Origin of the sequence: Sorangium sp. So ce693 (genome assembly GCF_051521375.1) — a bacterium.
Classification (GTDB): Bacteria; Myxococcota_A; Polyangia; order Polyangiales; family Polyangiaceae; genus Sorangium; species Sorangium atrum.
This window is the reverse complement of sequence record NZ_CP150347.1, coordinates 4,304,388-4,320,660: the sequence shown is the minus strand read 5'-3', so window position 1 is coordinate 4,320,660 and position 16,273 is coordinate 4,304,388. Positions and strand designations below refer to the sequence as shown.

At 72.6% G+C, this 16,273-nt stretch carries 15 protein-coding genes; 8 read left to right on the top strand and 7 right to left on the bottom strand.

The window, feature by feature from the left end:
* Positions 1 to 132 precede the first annotated feature (132 nt).
* From WMF14_RS16425 to WMF14_RS16405, 5 genes are all read right to left on the bottom strand, one after another.
* A complete protein-coding gene (locus tag WMF14_RS16425; RefSeq protein ID WP_437802032.1) occupies positions 133 to 1,593 on the bottom strand; it encodes a serine/threonine-protein kinase in 1,461 nt (486 codons plus the stop codon).
* Between the two features lie 187 nt (positions 1,594 to 1,780).
* Positions 1,781 to 2,164 (bottom strand): DUF5360 family protein, encoded by a 384-nt coding sequence (locus WMF14_RS16420; RefSeq protein WP_437802030.1) that lies wholly within the window; start codon positions 2,162 to 2,164, stop codon positions 1,781 to 1,783.
* A gap of 138 nt (positions 2,165 to 2,302) precedes the next feature.
* Positions 2,303 to 4,603 carry a DUF2169 family type VI secretion system accessory protein gene (locus WMF14_RS16415; RefSeq protein ID WP_437802028.1) on the bottom strand — a complete coding sequence of 767 codons (2,301 nt, stop codon included), beginning with the start codon at positions 4,601 to 4,603 and terminating at the stop codon, positions 2,303 to 2,305.
* A gap of 153 nt (positions 4,604 to 4,756) precedes the next feature.
* Complete coding sequence (locus tag WMF14_RS16410) at positions 4,757 to 5,617, bottom strand: hypothetical protein (RefSeq protein WP_437802026.1); 861 nt, start codon at positions 5,615 to 5,617, stop codon at positions 4,757 to 4,759.
* 9 nt (positions 5,618 to 5,626) lie between these two features.
* On the bottom strand, positions 5,627 to 7,243 hold the full coding sequence (locus tag WMF14_RS16405; protein WP_437802024.1) for a hypothetical protein: 1,617 nt from the start codon (positions 7,241 to 7,243) through the stop codon (positions 5,627 to 5,629).
* 125 nt (positions 7,244 to 7,368) lie between these two features.
* Here WMF14_RS16405 and argJ point away from each other — a divergent pair, with 125 nt between their 5' ends.
* The 6 genes from argJ to WMF14_RS16375 all read left to right on the top strand — a co-directional run bounded on the left by argJ (position 7,369) and on the right by WMF14_RS16375 (position 12,684).
* On the top strand, positions 7,369 to 8,544 hold the full coding sequence (gene argJ, locus WMF14_RS16400) for a bifunctional glutamate N-acetyltransferase/amino-acid acetyltransferase ArgJ (RefSeq protein ID WP_437329634.1): 1,176 nt from the start codon (positions 7,369 to 7,371) through the stop codon (positions 8,542 to 8,544).
* Between the two features lie 331 nt (positions 8,545 to 8,875).
* Positions 8,876 to 9,757 carry a hypothetical protein gene (locus WMF14_RS16395; RefSeq protein ID WP_437802022.1) on the top strand — a complete coding sequence of 294 codons (882 nt, stop codon included), beginning with the start codon at positions 8,876 to 8,878 and terminating at the stop codon, positions 9,755 to 9,757.
* 48 nt (positions 9,758 to 9,805) lie between these two features.
* Complete coding sequence (locus tag WMF14_RS16390; RefSeq protein WP_437802020.1) at positions 9,806 to 10,414, top strand: OmpH family outer membrane protein; 609 nt, start codon at positions 9,806 to 9,808, stop codon at positions 10,412 to 10,414.
* 41 nt (positions 10,415 to 10,455) lie between these two features.
* Positions 10,456 to 10,923 (top strand): 3-hydroxyacyl-ACP dehydratase FabZ, encoded by a 468-nt coding sequence (gene fabZ, locus WMF14_RS16385; protein ID WP_272098066.1) that lies wholly within the window; start codon positions 10,456 to 10,458, stop codon positions 10,921 to 10,923.
* A 20-nt stretch (positions 10,924 to 10,943) separates the two neighbouring features.
* Positions 10,944 to 11,555: a TlpA family protein disulfide reductase gene (locus WMF14_RS16380; RefSeq protein ID WP_437802018.1), complete on the top strand. Its 612-nt coding sequence runs from the start codon at positions 10,944 to 10,946 to the stop codon at positions 11,553 to 11,555.
* Between the two features lie 25 nt (positions 11,556 to 11,580).
* Positions 11,581 to 12,684 carry a dipeptide epimerase gene (locus tag WMF14_RS16375; protein WP_437802016.1) on the top strand — a complete coding sequence of 368 codons (1,104 nt, stop codon included), beginning with the start codon at positions 11,581 to 11,583 and terminating at the stop codon, positions 12,682 to 12,684.
* Here WMF14_RS16375 and WMF14_RS16370 read toward each other — a convergent pair.
* Together WMF14_RS16370 and WMF14_RS16365 are read right to left on the bottom strand one after the other, a co-directional pair.
* Positions 12,650 to 13,360, bottom strand: a complete 711-nt coding sequence (locus tag WMF14_RS16370; RefSeq protein WP_437802014.1) for a pseudouridine synthase — start codon at positions 13,358 to 13,360, stop codon at positions 12,650 to 12,652. The genes WMF14_RS16375 and WMF14_RS16370 overlap by 35 nt on opposite strands.
* An 11-nt stretch (positions 13,361 to 13,371) precedes the next feature.
* Positions 13,372 to 14,580, bottom strand: coding sequence for a protein phosphatase 2C domain-containing protein (locus WMF14_RS16365; RefSeq protein WP_437802012.1), 1,209 nt, complete (start codon positions 14,578 to 14,580; stop codon positions 13,372 to 13,374).
* A gap of 303 nt (positions 14,581 to 14,883) precedes the next feature.
* Here WMF14_RS16365 and WMF14_RS16360 point away from each other — a divergent pair, with 303 nt between their 5' ends.
* A complete protein-coding gene (locus tag WMF14_RS16360) occupies positions 14,884 to 15,033 on the top strand; it encodes a hypothetical protein (RefSeq protein ID WP_272098061.1) in 150 nt (49 codons plus the stop codon).
* Between the two features lie 259 nt (positions 15,034 to 15,292).
* Positions 15,293 to 16,258: an FHA domain-containing protein gene (locus tag WMF14_RS16355; protein ID WP_272098060.1), complete on the top strand. Its 966-nt coding sequence runs from the start codon at positions 15,293 to 15,295 to the stop codon at positions 16,256 to 16,258.
* Positions 16,259 to 16,273: the final 15 nt, after the last annotated feature.

Sequence of the window (16,273 nt, the reverse complement as noted above, 5' to 3'; positions counted from 1 at the left end):
TTTCCCATGATATTTCAGACGCTTGGCGCGTCCGAAACGGATCAAAAATGTGCGGGATCCTCAGACGTTCACGTTCACGTTGGTAATCGCCGGGGGCGCTGACGCGGCGCTACCTATCGACAGGACGATCGCTCAGACCCCAGCGCCCTCCCGCAGCACGATCGTCACATGGGACAGCCCTGTCCCGCCGAGGAGCATCGCCTTCACCAGGAACTCCACCATCGTGTCGAGGCACTCGGCGGGCGAGAATCCCGCCCTCCCCGCCCCGAGCAGCGGCAGCGCCATGCTCCGGAGCTTCATCGTGTCCGCGTGATAAAAGCACCCTTCCAGGAGCCGCAGGATGAGGTCGCGCGTCGGCCTGTAGGTCGCCACGTGATCCCAGTCGAGCGTGATCGCGTGAAACACGAACCGCGCGTTCAACCTGCCAGCGGAGCTGACCACCACCCCGCCGTGACGCACGGGAACGTACTTGCGCGTCTCCATGTGGCACACGCCGCCGCTCGCGTGGTTCAGGGCGAGCGCCACGCCGCCCGACATGGTGAGCTGCCCGTCGTCCGCGCTCACGAGCGCGTCGGCCAACACACCTGCGATGTTCGCGCGCACGATCGAGAGCGTCCTGTCCCCGTGGAACTGGAAGGCCGTGACCGGCCCCGCAGGGCCACCCGACAGGAGGGCGGGCCGGAAGCGCTTGTACTGCTCCATGTACACACGGAGCGTCAGGTCGTGCGGGTCCCCCCAGCGGGTGCTCTGGGCGCCCACGAGGGCGGTGTCGATCTCCTCGAAGGACTGGAAGCGGTCCTTCGGGTCCTTGGCCAGGCAGCGCTCCAGGACGGCCTGCACGTCCTCGTCGAGCTCGGGACGGAGCGCCCGCGGCCGGGCCGGGATGTCCTGCCGGTGCGCGAGCAGGAGCGGCAGGAGCTCCTGCTCCTCGAACGGCCGCTGTCCCGTGGCCGCGTGGTAAAACGACGCGCCATAGCTGTAGATGTCCGCGCGCGTGTCGCTCTCCTGCGGGCTCCACGCCTGCTCGGGCGCCATGTAGAACGGCGTCCCCAGCACCGTCCCCATCGCGGTGAGGGGCTGCTCCCGGAGCGCGGACGGCCCCGTCGTGGCGGTCAGGCGCGCGAGGCCGAAGTCGGCGACCTTCAGCTCCCCTGACGGCGCGATCAGCATGTTCGACGGCTTCAGGTCGCGGTGCATCACGCCGAGCTCGGTCGCGGCGGCCATCCCCCGCGCCGCGTGGAGCATGTAACGCCGCAGATCGTCGAGCGGCAGCGGCCCGCCCTGGAGCCGCGCGGCCAGCGACGGGCCGCCCACGTATTCCATCACCATGAACGGCGATCGGCTCGACAGGAAGCCGAAGTCGTAGCAGCTCACCACGTGCGGCGACTTGATGAGCGCCGAGATGCGCGCCTCGCGCAGCATCCGCTCCCCGGCGTTCGGCTCCGTGTGCCCGGTGAGCACCTTGATCGCCACGACCCGAGCGAGCGCGAGGTGGCGCGCGCGGAAGACGGCGCCCATCGAGCCCACGCCGAGCAGCCCCTCCACGCTGTACCGGCCCGCGAGCTCCTTGCCCAGCGTTGACGCGTCGATCATGAGCGGACGATGACTCCCACTGCCTTCGATGTTCGGAACCCCGCGCGCCGCGGTCAAGGGGCACGGCGCGCCGCGCCCTTCCCCGGCGGGGCGCGGCCGTCGATCCGCCGCCCCCCGGCCTGGGCTCGCCCCGACGCGCGAGGCGGCGTGGCCACGGCCGCGCGCGGCAACCGGGCAGCGGTCGAGCTCAGGCCTTCATGAGGAGCCGGGGGAGGAAGAACCATGGATAGACGAGAAGGAACAGGTTGGGCGCCCACCAGGAGAGATTGTAGTCGCCCACGATGGCCCAGAACGAGATCGCCATCAGGCCGGACGAGGTCGTGAAGACGAGCGACACGGTCGCGAGCCGCTCCCAGGCCGCGATCCCCTTGCGTCGCAGCGAGAGCGCGCCGAACCCCGTCACCGACACGGCGAGATCGATCGGCAGGAACGACCAGTTCCAGGCGACCATCAGCGGGTTGTCGTAGTCGTTGAACAGGTGCTCGGCCGGGATGACGTGCAGCACCGTGATCAACCAGTACAGGATGAATCCACCATCGACGGCGATAAACAGGTACGGGAGCGCGCGCATTCTCGCGGTGTGAGTACCAGGCTTGCTGGAGCGCGTCGCGCGCCGCGCACCGGGCCGACCGGGAGCAATGTCCTGACGCGGAGTTCCTCGTGGACGCGGCGCGCCAGCGCGCGCTGGCGCGGCGCCTCGCGCTTGCGCTCAGACGGCGTGCGCCGTGAGAGCGCCGCCCTGCGCGCGCTGGCGCGGCGCCTCGCGCAGCCTCGCGATCTCGGCCTCGACGCGGGCTCTGAGCCGCGGATCTTCGGCGAGGCGCCTGGCCCAGAGCCGCTTGATGCGCACCCACACGGTGCGTCGGATCGCGCGCTCGCCGAGCGCCGCCGCGCCGCCGCTGCGCTCGGTCGCGACGATCAGCCGGGCATAATCGGCCGCATGCAGCGGGCCACAGACAGCTTCCCACGCGCCGACATAGGCCGCGTCGAACCTGTCGCGGAGCGCCCGCTCACGGCACCTGGCCTCTTCCGTCATCGAGTCCCGCCACCGCCGCTCGGCCTCCGCCCAGCGCGCCTCCGAGAGGCCGTGCGCCTTGAGCACGTCGGCGCGGGGGACCGGCTTCTCGGCGAGCTCCGCCGTGATGATCGCGCACCGCTCGAGGCTCACCTCTTCGCCGTCTCCGAGCGGCGGGAGCGGCCCGGAGGGCGATTCGTCCTCGCGCCGGAGGACGTGAAAGAAGCGGGACGCGGCGGGTCGCTCGGGCTCGCGCACGAGGACGCCCGAAGCGGGGGCGGCGTAGGACGAAGACTCGACGGGCGGCGGCAACACCTCGACGGGCGGCGGCAACACCTCGGCGGACGGCGGCGGAGCATCCTCCAACGCGAGGGTCGCGAGCCCCATGGACGGGCCGGGCGCGGGTGAAGCGAGCGCGCCAGACCATGGCGCGCCGACGATTGGCGCCCTGAGCCTGAGATCGAGGCGCGGCGCCGACCTCGGGTCGAAGAAGAACGGGATCGCGGGCCGCTCACCAACGCGCACCTCCTCCTCGCTCGACAGGGCGAGCGTTGCGCTCGCGACGGCGTCGATCAGCGGTCGCGCTGGCTCGGGCCGGCTCTGCCTCGCCAATCCCGGCGCGGCCGCAAACGGCAGCGCCGGCGCGCGCATCACCGTTTCGCCGTGCTCGTCGGTGAGCGTCGCGCTCGCGACGGCATCGTTCAGCGGTCGCGCCGGCTCGGGCCGGCTCTGCCTGGCCGATCCCGGCGCGGCCGCGAACGGAAGCGCCGCCGCGCGCACCGCCGCCTCGCCCTGCTCGTCGGTGAGCGCGACCGTCTGCAGCGGCGACGGGCGCTGGATCAGGTCGATGATCTCGATCTCGTCGTCCGAGAGGTGGATGGTGCGCCCCGGATCCCCGTCCCGAAGGCGCGCCGGGCCAGGCGCGCCGGGCGCGTCCTCGATGTGCACGGTCCCTTGCGGGCCGATCAGGAGCGCCCCCGGAGCCGCGCTCGCGGCGCCCGAGGCCCGCCCGGGGCGCAGGTCGGGCCACGCGAGCTCCTCGCCGTCGACCGCGACGCCGGCGGCGATCCGCACGGCCGCGAGGGCGTCGTCGTGGACAGGGACGATCTGACGCCACACGACCGTGCAGCGCTGCTCGGCGCCGTCGATCCGGAGCGTGTCCGCGTTGAGCTCGATGACGTCGCCCCCTGTCGCAGGAGGCGCGCCGAGCCCGTGGATCCGCGCCATGCCGCGCGCCCGGGGCAGGCGCATCTCCAGCCGGCGAGCGGCCGGGTGCAAATTCTCGAGCACGATCCACTCGTCGCCGCGCAGATACTCGATCCGCTGGTCCGGGGGCGCCGCCTGGAAGTACGACCAGTCGAAGCCAGCGGGGATCTCCGCGTTCGGGCCCTCGAGCGTCTCGCGCCGGGTCTTGCCGAGCAGCCGCTTGCGCACGGGCCAGGCGCGCGCGATCGGGCCGAGCCCCGCGGGCCGCGCGGGGTCCTGCGGGTCGAGGACGCGGGCCTCGCCGTCGCTCGCGTCGATGCCGAAGGGGTTCTCCAACCCGTTCGCGCCGCGCGCTGCCTTCTCGTACACGAGGGGCATCCGCTGGAACGGCTTCTTGTCGCGGACGAGGAGGCGTTTGTCGAGCGCGCAGCCGCTCGCGCCGAAGACCGCGAGCCGCACCGGCAAGGACTCGACATGCGCCCCGTCAGGGGCGTGCGCGTCGCCCGTGAAGAGCACGTCCGCGCGGCCGAGGTAGGGCGCGAGATCGCCGGTGAACCGCACGCTCCGCGCGGGGTTCTTGCCGTGATGCACCTCGGCGCGGAGGATCTCCTGCGGCTCCGTCCGCCACATGGCCGCGCCGGGCGTGAACGCGAAGCTCGCCTTGACGATGATCGTGATGTAGCGCTGGCCCTGCGTGCGCCACGAGACGGCGGCGGCCTCCGCGCCCGGGAGCGACGCCACGGCGTCGGGGGGCAGCGCGCTCACGACCGCGTCCTTTTGTAGAAGCACCTCGCCATCGCTCGCATCGCGTCACGCATCGCTCTGCGACAAGTGAACCCGCTCAAGGTGACCATCGCGTTGCAATCGCGTGATCCGCGTGTGGAGCCGGCGCGGCGACGAGGGCGTGGGCGGGCGTTGGCAGACGTGGACCGGCGCCGCCGCTCACCCGCCGCACGGGTTCGCCCGGCACGCCCGGACGAAGCCGATCTCGCTCTGCCCCGCCGCGATCTGTTCGATCCACCAGCCGAGCCCCGGGTGAGCGGCCCGGATGAGCGCCACCGTCTCCGCGAAGCGCGCCGTGTCCCCCCGCGCGGCGTAGATCTCGGCGCGGAGCGCCTGGGCCTCCGGCTCGTAGACGCCGCGGAGCACGTCGAGGATGGCCGGGTCCACGTCGCCGAGCGGCTGCGGCCCGTACAGCAGATAACGCAAGAGGCTGTCGAAGCGGAGCGGATCGCCCGGCTCCACGCGGCCCGTGACCGCCGCGCCGCTGTCCGGAGGGAGGCTCGTCCAGCGGCCCCAGGAGCCCGCGCGGGCGGCCTCGGGCGCGAGGCGCCCGAGCTCGCGCTGCTCCTCGGGGCTCGGCGCCGCGAGCTCGACCGGCACCGGCGCGCTCTCCGCCCGGTTCGGCGGCCCGACGTAGACGATCGCCAGCGTGTACTGCCCGGGATCGAGCCCCGCCGGGAGGTACGACGAGACGTCGATGAGCATGCGCCTGCACTCGCCCGGGCACAGGCGGAACACCGGCGTGCCGTGCTCAGGGAGCACGACCGGCGAGGGCTCGGTCCTCACGACCTCCTCGCCGGTGCCCGCCCGCGCGAGGCGGACGCCGATGGCGCCGGCGTTGCCCGCCCAGCTCGGGCGCGGTAGCCGCAGGATGCAGGCGCCAGGGCGGTCGGCGCACAGCGTGATGGCCACGTGCAGGGGGAAGCCGAGCACATAGCGGTGATCGTGATCGAGCGAGCGGAGCACCAGCCCAGGCGGGCCGGCCGGGTCCCCGGCGCTCCGCGCGTGTTCATCGGACATGACAGCCCCTCATCTCCATCGAAGCCCCCTGTTGTTCTCGAGGCGCACGCGCCGGGTCTCCTTCACGTGGCGCCCGCACAGGTCGTTGCCGACCCGCCCGTCGGTCCCAGGGATGAGCTGCTGGTCGGCGTCCACCATCCAGTGGGACCGATAGTTCATGCAGCACGTCGTCCGGCGCGGCTGCCGGTAATCGAAGTAGCCGCACTTGTGCGGCATCCCGAAGGCGTGCGTGAGCTCGTGGACGATCGTGTGGAGCGTGCCTTGCTCGTAGCCGCGCCGGGGCTGCGCCGCCTCGGGGTCCCACCACGCCCTGTGGTGGGTGAAGAGGATGGTCCTGCCGGCGAAGTACCTCGCCGGCCCGACGTCGATCGTGGGGCTCATGCCGGCGACATAGGCGGCCCCTGAGCCCCGCACGTCGGCCTCGACGCTCGCGGGGATGCCGTAGCCCGGGGGCTCCCACGCCCCGTCCCTGCGGCGGGCCCGCGGGAAGAAGAAGAGGCGCCTCTCGTACGCGTGCGCCAGGGACCCGTCGCCCGCCGTGAACTGGCTCTGGATGTCGTGCGGCGCGAGCCAGAGGCGGGTCCGCGGCGGGTCGTCGAGGACGGCCGCGCTCGCGACCGAGAAGCTGATCTGCCAGCTTTCCCAGCGAAACGTGATGTAGCTCGCGTCCGGGTGGGTGCCAGGGATCTCCACGTACTCGCTGCGCCGCTCGCCCTCGCCGCCGTCGAGGATCGCGACGCTCCCGGAGAACAGCACCTCGCCCCGGACCTCGGGCACCGGGTGCGGCTCGAGCGCGGCGATCAGGCAGAACCAGCCAGGCTCCCCGGCGTGCTCGAAGTGCTCGCTCACGAAGCGCGCGGCCATGTCGCCGAGCGTCTCCGCGTCGGGCGCCAGGCGCTGCAGGTCCTGGATGACGCGCGCCTCGGCGAAATCGAGCTGGGTGAAGACCGGCTCGAAGTGCTCCGGCGCCAGCTCCACGGGCAGCGGGGGCGCGCTCTCCATCCGGATGTACTCGACGTCGATACGGCGCCAGAGCGTCATGATCCCGGTCTCGTCGCCGGCCGCCTCGGCGACGCCAGCGGCGTCGAGCGCGGCGCTCACGATCAGGTTGTCTCCTGCGATATCGGTCATGTGGCGCCGGACCTTGCTCCTCCTCCCGACGATCGCCGTGCTCGCGCTGGTCTCCGTCACGTCGGACAGCGCGTAGCCCTCCACCTCTTCCCAGCCAGACGCCCTGTCCTGCGTTCCCTCGTTGTCGTCCTCGACCGGCCCCACATAGCCCCCCGCGGCGTCGTAATCGTTCTCGTCGAGGGTGGGACCCCAGTCCGGGTGCACCTCCGGCCGCTCATTCGAGGGATCGTCGGGATCGCGCGCGCTCCAGCGAATCCGGGCTCCTTCTGGCAGCTCGCCCTCGGAGCTCGTCACCTCGACGGTGATCTCGACGAGCTGCGTATTCTTTGCCCACTGCCCATCGAGATCTCGATTGATGTAGACGCGTCCCCGGTTATCGACGCTCTTGTAACCGGGCTTGTATCCAGCCGCCCGCGTCGTCCCCGGCGGCGCCGTGCTGTCGGGAAAGCCCGGCAGATACAGGCCCTTGATGTCGACAATACGGACCGCGATCATCGAGGCGAAGCATTGCAAATGCCGCGCTCAGCTCGGCCGCCTCCGGGCCTCTCATCCCCCGCGGCGCCTGCCCCCCGCTTGTCGCTTTCTCCCGGCGCGCGTTCGTGCGTAGACTCCGCGCCCTCATGAGCTTCGAGCCAGTTGCAGGTTTTCGCTTCGGCGCCGTCAGCGCCGGGATCCGGAAAGACGGGCGCATCGATGTCGCGCTCGCGGTGGCCGATCAGCCGGCGGTCGTGGCCGGCATGTTCACGCGGAATCTGGTGCGCGCGGCCCCCGTGGACATCGCCATGCAGCGCGTCCGGTCGGGGCGCGCTCGCGCCGTCGTCGCCAACAGCGGGTGTGCGAACGCCTGCACGGGCGAGGCAGGGTGGAAGGCGACGCTCGATACGACGCGCGCCGTCGCGGAGTCCATCGGCGCCTCGGAGGACGAGGTGCTCCCCGCCTCGACCGGCGTGATCGGCGCCGTCCTTCCCGCGCACCGGATCATCGAGCGTGTCCCCGAGCTGTCGGCGCGCCTGTCGCCGAAGGGCTACCTCGACTTCGCCCAGGCGATCTGCACGACGGACCGCTGGCCGAAGCTCGCGCAGCGCAAGCTCGGCGCCGGCGCGACGCTGCTCGGCATCGGCAAGGGCGCCGGGATGATCCACCCCGACGTGGGCCCGCCCCACGCGACGATGCTCGTCTTCCTGTTCACCGACGCCGTGCTCGACGCCGGCGAGGCGAGCGAGGCCCTGGCGGCCTCGTGCGACGTGACGTTCAACGCGTGCAGCGTCGACGGGGACACCAGCACCAACGACACGGTGCTCCTCTTGTCCTCCGGCGCGTCCCAGCGCCGCGTCTCGCGCGACGAGCTCTCGGCGGGCCTCACCGAGGTCTGCGGCGAGCTCGCGCGCTCGATGGTGGCCGACGGCGAGGGCAGCACGCACGTCGCCGAGATCCGCGTCCGCGGGCTCGCGACGCGCGACGGTGCGCGCGCCGTCGCGCGCACGGTGGCCACGTCGATGCTCGTGAAGACAGCGCTGTTCGGCAAGGACGCGAACTGGGGGCGGCTGCTCGCCGCCGCGGGCCGCGCCGGCGTCCCGTTCGACCCGCGCGAGGCCCAGATCCTCGTCGGCGGGATCCCGATCGTGCGAAACGGCGCGCCGGTCGGGGCGGAAGCCGAGCTCAAGGCCAACGAGGTGCTCGCGCGCGACACCTACGTCATCGAGCTCGTGCTCGGCAGCGGCCCCGGCGACTTCGCGTACCTCACGAGCGATCTCGGACACGGCTACGTCGACGTGAACGCGGGGTACCGCTCCTGATCCTCGCGGGGTGACCGGCCGGGCCGCTCGCAGGGAGCGCCCCCGCGCCTTCGCCCTGACCGGAAGCGCCTGCTGCGGCATTCTCCATCACTCCCGGGCCTCGATCGCCGGCCGTCCCCCGCCTCGCCGCCGCGCGACCCCCGCGGATCAGTGAACCTCGCGCGACGAGCGCAGGTGAACGCAGGTTCACAAGCGGGTTCACAAAACGAGCGCCTCGTCGGGCTTCCCGGCGCTCCTCTCCTGCCGCCCCGTGGCACGCTGCGTGTTAGCGCGCGTCATGGTAGTCGTGCGGGAAGGCCGCGCCGGTGCCGGCCGCCGCTGGAGGACTTCGATGCTTCTTCATTCCCCCCTTGCGAAGATCCTGGGTCGAGGCGCGCTGTTCCTGATGATCGCCGCGACCGCGACGGGCTGCGGCGGCTGTGGCGACGCGTCGCTCCAGTGCGACCCCGATGGCGACAACTGTTTCCTCTGCGACGGCTACGGGTGTCGCCCCGTGGAGCCGGACATCGACACCAGCAGCGGCGGTCGGGGCGGCGCGGGTCCTGCAGACCCGGGTCAGGGCGGCGCGGGCCAGGGGGGCGCGGGCGGCGCGGGCGGCGCGGAGACCGACTGCGACGCGGAGCTCACGACGTGTCCCTGCGAGGGCGACGGCGCGTGCGAGGACGGCACGCGGTGCGTCGACGGGCTCTGCATCGCGGCGTGCGAGTTCAGCTACGAGTGCGGCGACGGCAGGGTGTGCGTGAACGGCGAGTGCGCCGATGGCTGCTCCAACGCCGCGCCCTGCGCGGAGCCCGGCACGCGCTGCGACCGCGGGGTCTGCGTCCCCGACCCCGCGAACCCCGCGTGCAGCGACGCGGCCCCGTGCGAGGGCGGCGCGGTCTGCGTCGACGGCGCCTGCACCACCGGCTGCGCGACGCACGCGGACTGCGCGCCCGGCGAGGTGTGCAACGCGGCCACCGGCGCGTGCATGGATGACCCCTCTCCTCAGCCCGGCTGCGGCGCCAAGGCCTGCGCGGCGCAGGGCCAGGAGTGCATGGATGACGGCTACTGCCACTACCCGTGCGAGAACACGCGGGCCTGCCAGCTCATCGACAGCCGCTTCGTCGGCTGCGACGACGGGTTCTGCAAGACGCGGGAGGAGGTCGCGCCGGAGTGCTCGCTCGACGAGCCTTGCCCCGATGGCGAGAGCTGCATCTCGGGCAAGTGCCTCTGATCCGCCGCACACCTTGACCGTCCGTCACGCGGCAGGTAATCGGCTCCAATGGTCGCCCGCTCTCCTGTTCATCGGTCCGCGCATCGGTCCGCGCCGCTCCTCGCCCGGATCGCCCGCGCCGCCGCCGTGTCGCTCGCCCTCGCCGCGCCGAGCGTCGCCGCCGCCGAGACCCGGATCGCCGTCGTCGACGTGCAGCACGCCGTCATGCAGACGGAGGACGGCATCCGGGCGCAGGCCACGCTGAAGAAGCTCTTCGACCGGCGGCAGCAGGAGCTCGACGCGAAGCAGACCGAGCTCCAGCGGGCGCGCGAGGACATCGAGAAGCAGTCGCGCGTGCTCTCGCGCGAGTCGCTCCAGAAGCGGATGGAGGACTGGCAGCGCCAGATGGTCGAGCTCCAGACCGTGTTCGTCGACTACAACAAGGAGCTCCAGAAGAAGCAGGGCGAGCTCACCGGGCCCATCCTCAAGAAGATGATGCTCATCGTCGGCAGGATCGCGAAGAAGTCGAGCTACGAGATCATCTTCGACAAGCAAGCGGCCCCGTACGTCCGCGCCGATCTCGACCTGACGGAGCAGGTCATCCAGCTCTACAACACCGGCGGCGGCGAGGACGACGCCGGCGGCGACAAGGCAGAGAAGAAGGACGACGCGAAGTAGCGCGCCGCCCGCGCGCTCCACACCGCGGAAAGGAGCCGGCCTTGCCTGACCGAACCCAAGCGCCCGTCACGCTCGACATCCATCAGATCCTGTCGATCCTGCCGCACCGTTACCCCCTCGTGATGGTCGACCGGGTGACGGAGATCACCGCCAACAAGTGCATCCGCGGCTACAAGTGCGTCGCTTACAACGAGCCCTGGTTCCAGGGGCACTTCCCCCAGCGGCCGATCATGCCCGGGGTGCTGATCCTCGAGTCGCTCACGCAGCTCGGCGGCATCCTCGCCTACGCGTCGGATCCGTTCGACGCGACGTCGAACCTCATGTTCTTCCTTGGCATCGACAAGGCGAAGTTCCGCCACACCGTGACGCCCGGCGACCGGCTCGATCTCTACGCCGAGGTGCTGCACCACCGCTCGAACGTCTGGAAGCTGCGCGGCGAGGCGAGCGTCGACGGGACGCTCTGCGCCGAGGGAGAGATGCTCGCTTCCATCGTCGATCGCGAGCCCTGACCGAGGAGGGAGATCTCGTCATGAGGCCCAGTCCATCGCCGTCGTTCGCCCGTGTCCTCGCGGCCCTCTGCGCCTCGCTCGCCCTCTCGCTCGCGGGCGGCTGCGGCGGCGCCGCGCCCCTCGCGCCCCCGGCGCCCGAGACGGGCGGCGGCCTGATCGGCTCGGCGGCGCCCGAGCTCGCTGCCGAGGTCGTGAGCGGCGAGGGGCCCTCCACGCTCAAGGACGCGCGCGGCAAGGTGGTGATCGTCGATTTCTGGGCGACCTACTGCCGCCCCTGCAGGAGGTCGTTCCCCAAGTACCAGGCGCTCCTCGACCGCTTCGGCGGCGATCTCGCCGTGCTCGCCGTCTCCCTCGATGCGCCCGAGGACGTCTCGACGGAGCAGCTCACGGCGTTCGCGGACGAGGCGGGGGTCAGGTTCAAGATCCTCTGGGACAAGGACCAGAGCGCGGAGAAGGCGTACAAGCCGCGGAGGATGCCGACCGCGTTCGTCGTCGATCGGGGCGGCGTCGTGCGCCATATCCACGCGGGCTACGAGGACGGCGAGGAGGACAAGATCTCCCGGGAGATCGAGGCGCTCCTCGGCCCGGGGGCCGCTCCGCCGCCCGCCGACGGCGGCCGCCAATCCCCTTGAGGCTCCCGAGGAGGCGACGCCCGTCTTGACGACCCCCACCCTGATCCGACGCGTCTCGGTCGAGGCGCTCGACATCCCGCTGCACGAGCCGTTCGGCATCGCCGGCGGCGCGCAGGAGCGCGCGGCGAACCTCCTCGTCACCGTGGAGCTCGCCGACGGGACGCTCGGCTTCGGCGAGGCGGCGCCGCTGCCCGCCTTCAACGGCGAGACGCAGGACGGGTCGCGCGCGGCCGCCCTCTCCCTGCGCGAGGCCGTGGTGGGCTCGGACGCGCGCGCGTGGCGCGCCGTCGCGCGCGCGCTCCGCACGGCGGCCGGGGGCGGCGCGGGCGCGGCGCGCTGCGCGATCGAGACCGCGATCCTCGACGCGCTGACGAAGCGCGCCGGCATGCCGCTCTGGGCCTTCTTCGGCGGCTCCGGGACGGCGCTCACGACCGACATCACCATCACCACCGGCTCGCCGGAGCGCGCGGAGGAGGCCGCGCGGCGCGCCTCGGGCATGGGCTTCCGCACGCTCAAGGTGAAGGTCGGCGGCCGCCTCGCCGCGTCGGACCCGGCGCGCATCGAGGCGATCCGCGCGGCCGCGCCCGGGGCGTCGCTGATCCTCGACGGCAACGGCGGGCTCACGGCGGGCGAGGCGCTCGCGCTCGTCGCGCACGCGCGCCGGCTCGGCGCGGACGTCGCGCTGCTGGAGCAGCCAGTGCCTCGGGACGACTGGGACGGCATGAAGGAGGTCACGCGGCGCGCCGGCGTCGACGTGGCCGCCGACGAGAGCGCCGCCTCCGCGGAGGACGTCCTCCGCGTCGCGGCCGAGCGCGCGGCGACCGTTGTCAACATCAAGCTGATGAAGGGCGGCATCGCCGAGGCGCTCGACATCGCGGCGGTCGCCCGCGCCGCGGGGCTCGGGCTCATGATCGGCGGGATGGTCGAGTCGGTGCTCGCGATGACGGCGTCGGCGTGCCTCGCCGCCGGCCTCGGCGGGTTCTCGTTCGTCGATCTCGACACGCCCATGTTCCTCGCCGAGAACCCGTTCGACGGCGGCTTCGTCCAGCGAGGCCCGGCGCTCTCCCTCGAGGGGATCCGCGCCGGCCACGGCGTCACCCCGGAGCGCCGCGATCCAGGGGCGGGCTAGCGATCGCGTCGCCGACGGCGCCGATCCACGCCGGCACGCCCAGCTGATCGAACGGGCCTCGCAGGTCGTCGGGCAGCGGCGCGGCGAGGCGCAGCGGCGCGCCCGTCTCGGGGTGGGCGACGGCGAGCTCGGCCGCGTGGAGCGCGAGGCGGTGCAGCGCATAGCGCTCGCGGAACAGGCGGTTGTGCTCGCCCTTGCCGTAGTTCACGTCGCCGATGATCGGGTGGCTGATGTGCTTGAGGTGCCTCCGCACCTGGTGCAGCCGGCCCGTGCGCGGGCGCGCCTCGACGACGGCGTAGCGCTCGAGCGCGTGGAGGCGCTCGAAGTCGGTGACGGCCGGGACGCGCGGGCCCCCCTCGCGCCGCGGGATCGGGTGATCGATGCACCCGCGCTCGGGGGGAACGCCGCGGACGAGCGCCAGGTAGCGCTTCCGCGCGAGGCCCTGCTCGAACTGCGCGCCGAGCAGCGCCGCGGCGGCGGGGTCGAGCGCGACCAGCAGCACGCCGCTCGTGGCCCGGTCGAGGCGGTGGACCGGGTAGACCTTCCGGCCCAGCGCGCGCTCGGCGAGGTCGACGAACACGACCGGCGCGCTGCCCCAGCCGCGGTGCACGAGCAGCCCGGACGGCTTCGCGAAGGCCGCGACGCGATCGTCCAGGTGGAGCAGGGAGAGCTGCATCGCGGCCCCGCTCATCCGGTCCCGAGCGCGAGGTACCGCGCGAGCCGCTGGTAGAGGGCGGCCGCGAGCTCCGCGTCGTGCTCGCAGACCTCGGCGAAATCGTCCTTGCGGATCCGGATGAGCCGCGTGCGCGCCGCGGCCACGGGCAGATCGCCCTTGCGCCGCGCGCCCACGAGCGACTCGGGGAAGAGCAGCCCGGAGGACCCGACGCGCCGCCCGTCCGGCAGGTTCACGGCGCCGTCGAGCACCAGGTAAGCGACCAGATCGCTGGCGACGTCGCGCGGGATCCGATCCCCCGCGCAGAGCTCCACCTCCACGCCGGCCGCGAGCGCCCCGAGCACCGCCGCTGGGCTCATGCCGGCGAGGAGCGGGCACGCGGAGAGCACCGACAGATCACGCGAGGACGGGCCGGCGTCGTCCGCGCGCTTCACGAAGCGCTCCTTGATGTCGATGACGATCACGCTCGCGTTGTCGTGGCCCCCCCGCTCGCGCGCGTGGCCGAGGAGGCCGGCGGCGACCTCCTCGGGCCCGCCCTTCGAGCAGAAGCGGGAGAGCGACGCCTCGCTGTCGACCGCGTTGTGCACCCCGTCGGTGCAGAGGATGATGCGGTCGCCGCGCGAGAGATCGACGAACACGGTGTCGACGGCGACGGTGCCCGCGAGCCCGATCGCGTTCACGAGCGGGTTCCGTTGCGGCTTCCTGGCCGGGGTCGGGTTGCCGGCCGCGCGGAGCGTATCGTAGAGGGCGTGGTCCTGGGTGAGCTGGACGGTGGTCGTCGGGCGAACCAGGTACGCGCGGCTGTCGCCCGCGTGGGCGAAGAACGCGCGGCTGTGCGCGAGCAAGACGAAATCGAGCGTCGTGCCCATCCCCTGGTAACTCGGCTCCGTGCGGCGCGCCTCCAGGATGGCCGCGTGCGCGGCCTCGCCCACGCGCCGGAGCAGCGCGAACACCTCGCGCCGCGCCTCGATGTTCGGGTCGGCCACGTACGCGTCGAGGATGTCGGCGGCGGGCGGACGGAGCACCTCGGCGCGCACCGTGTCGACGGCGATCTGAGCGGCGACCTCGCCCGCGGCGTGGCCGCCCATCCCGTCGGCGATGCCGAAGAGGGCGAGCTCGGGGCAACAGAGGATCCGGTCCTCATTGCTCGGGCGGACGAGGCCGACATCGGTCGATGCGGCGAACTCGATGCGATAGTCGAAGCGTGGGAGGATCCGGGACACCGCGACCAGGATAGACACCGTGCGGGCGGCGTCAAAATGGCGCGGCTGTCGACGACCGCGCGACGGCCCCGCGCCCGCTCGCCTGCGTCCGCCGGCGCTCGCCCCTGCCCCCCGCCGCGGGCCCGCCACGTCGCCGCCCCGCTGCCCCCCTCGCGCGGCGGCGCGCAGCGCGTCCGCGCCCTGGCCCGCCGACGCGGGCCGGCGCGCCCTGCGGGCCGCGGGGAGGCCGTGCCTCCGGCGGACACACCAGCGTGCAACGCGCACGGATCCACGGTTGGCCCGACTCTCGCGTCTTCGGGGAGCATGCAACTCATCGAGGTGGACGTCGGGCGCTTTCGGCTCGAATTGGGCGGAGGGCTCGGGCTGGAGGTCATCGTCCTGTTCAGCCGCTCGGTGGCCTTCTGGCGCTGGGGTGGCGAGCTCGTTGCGGAGGTCAGCGTCGGCGTGAGCTGAGCCGGACAGCCGTCGTCTCGACCTGAGCCCCGCCGGCCACAGCAGATTCGGGGCGCGCAGCGAAAGAGCCCCAGACGAAAAATTCCGGTAGGATTCGGCTCGACCGCATGAGGCCTCGCCGCTGTCTGACATCCACCACGCTCGCTCCTGCCGCGGCTCTGCCGGAGGCCTGCGCAGCGACTCCGCCGTTCACGCTCGCGCTCGGCGGTCCGACGCGGACTGCGGGGCGCGCGACCTCGCGCCGCTCGTGGAGCGCGCGATGACGGTAGAACCGCGGATCGACGTCGCCACGATGCGGCGCGCCCTGTCCACCGCCGAGGCGGTGATGGCGCTGAACCCTCCCGAGTCGCCGATGAGCGAGGGGTACCGGCTGTTCCGGGTGTCAGGCGGTGACGTCGCGTGGCTGGACCTGCCCGCGAACAGCGGCGCGTATGCCGTCTTCGGTTCGCACCCGCGCTGCGACATGAAGTTCGCGTCGGGCGACGACGTCTGCGTGCGCCACCTGGTCGCCACCTGCTGCAACCTCCCCGACGGCGCCTTCGGCCTGCGGCTCATGGATCTGCAGACCTCGATCCCCTTCTTCGTGGACGACGACGTGCCGCGGCGATCGATCGTCGTCAGCGGCCCGCTGCTCGTGCGCATCGGCAAGCACGTGGTCGGCGGGCTCCCGGTCGGGCCGCGCGCCTCGTCGAGGGCGCTGGAGGTGAGCTCGTGCGGGATGAGCGAGCCGCCGCGCGGGATCGAGAGCATCGCGGGCAAGGCCGTCAGCGAGGGCGCCGCGCCGCCGGCGGCGACCGAGGGCATCACGACCAGCCACCGCTTCGCCCGCGGAGAGATCTCCCACATCACGTCGGTGCGCCCCGTCTCGCACATCGAGGAGATGGTGGCCCCGCGCGCGAAGAGCGGGTACGTGCGGCTCACGCTGCAATCGAGCGAGCGCAGCGCCGCGGTCGAGCTGCCCCAGCAAGCGCTCGACGACGGCGTGCTCCTCGGGCGCGCCGACAACTGCCTGGACCGCGGCCTGCGCGCCGTCCTGAGCACGCACATCTCGCGGACCCACCTGCTGCTCCTGCGGGACGGCACGGAGATCATGGCCCTCGATCTCTGCTCGACGAACGGGACGAGGTTCGCGGGCCAGAAGGTCCGCCGCGTGATGGTGCCCGCCGAGGGCCTCGCGCTCACGCTCGGCCCCGAGCTCACGCTGATCTGGCACCCGCAGATCTGACACGCTGGCCGCGCC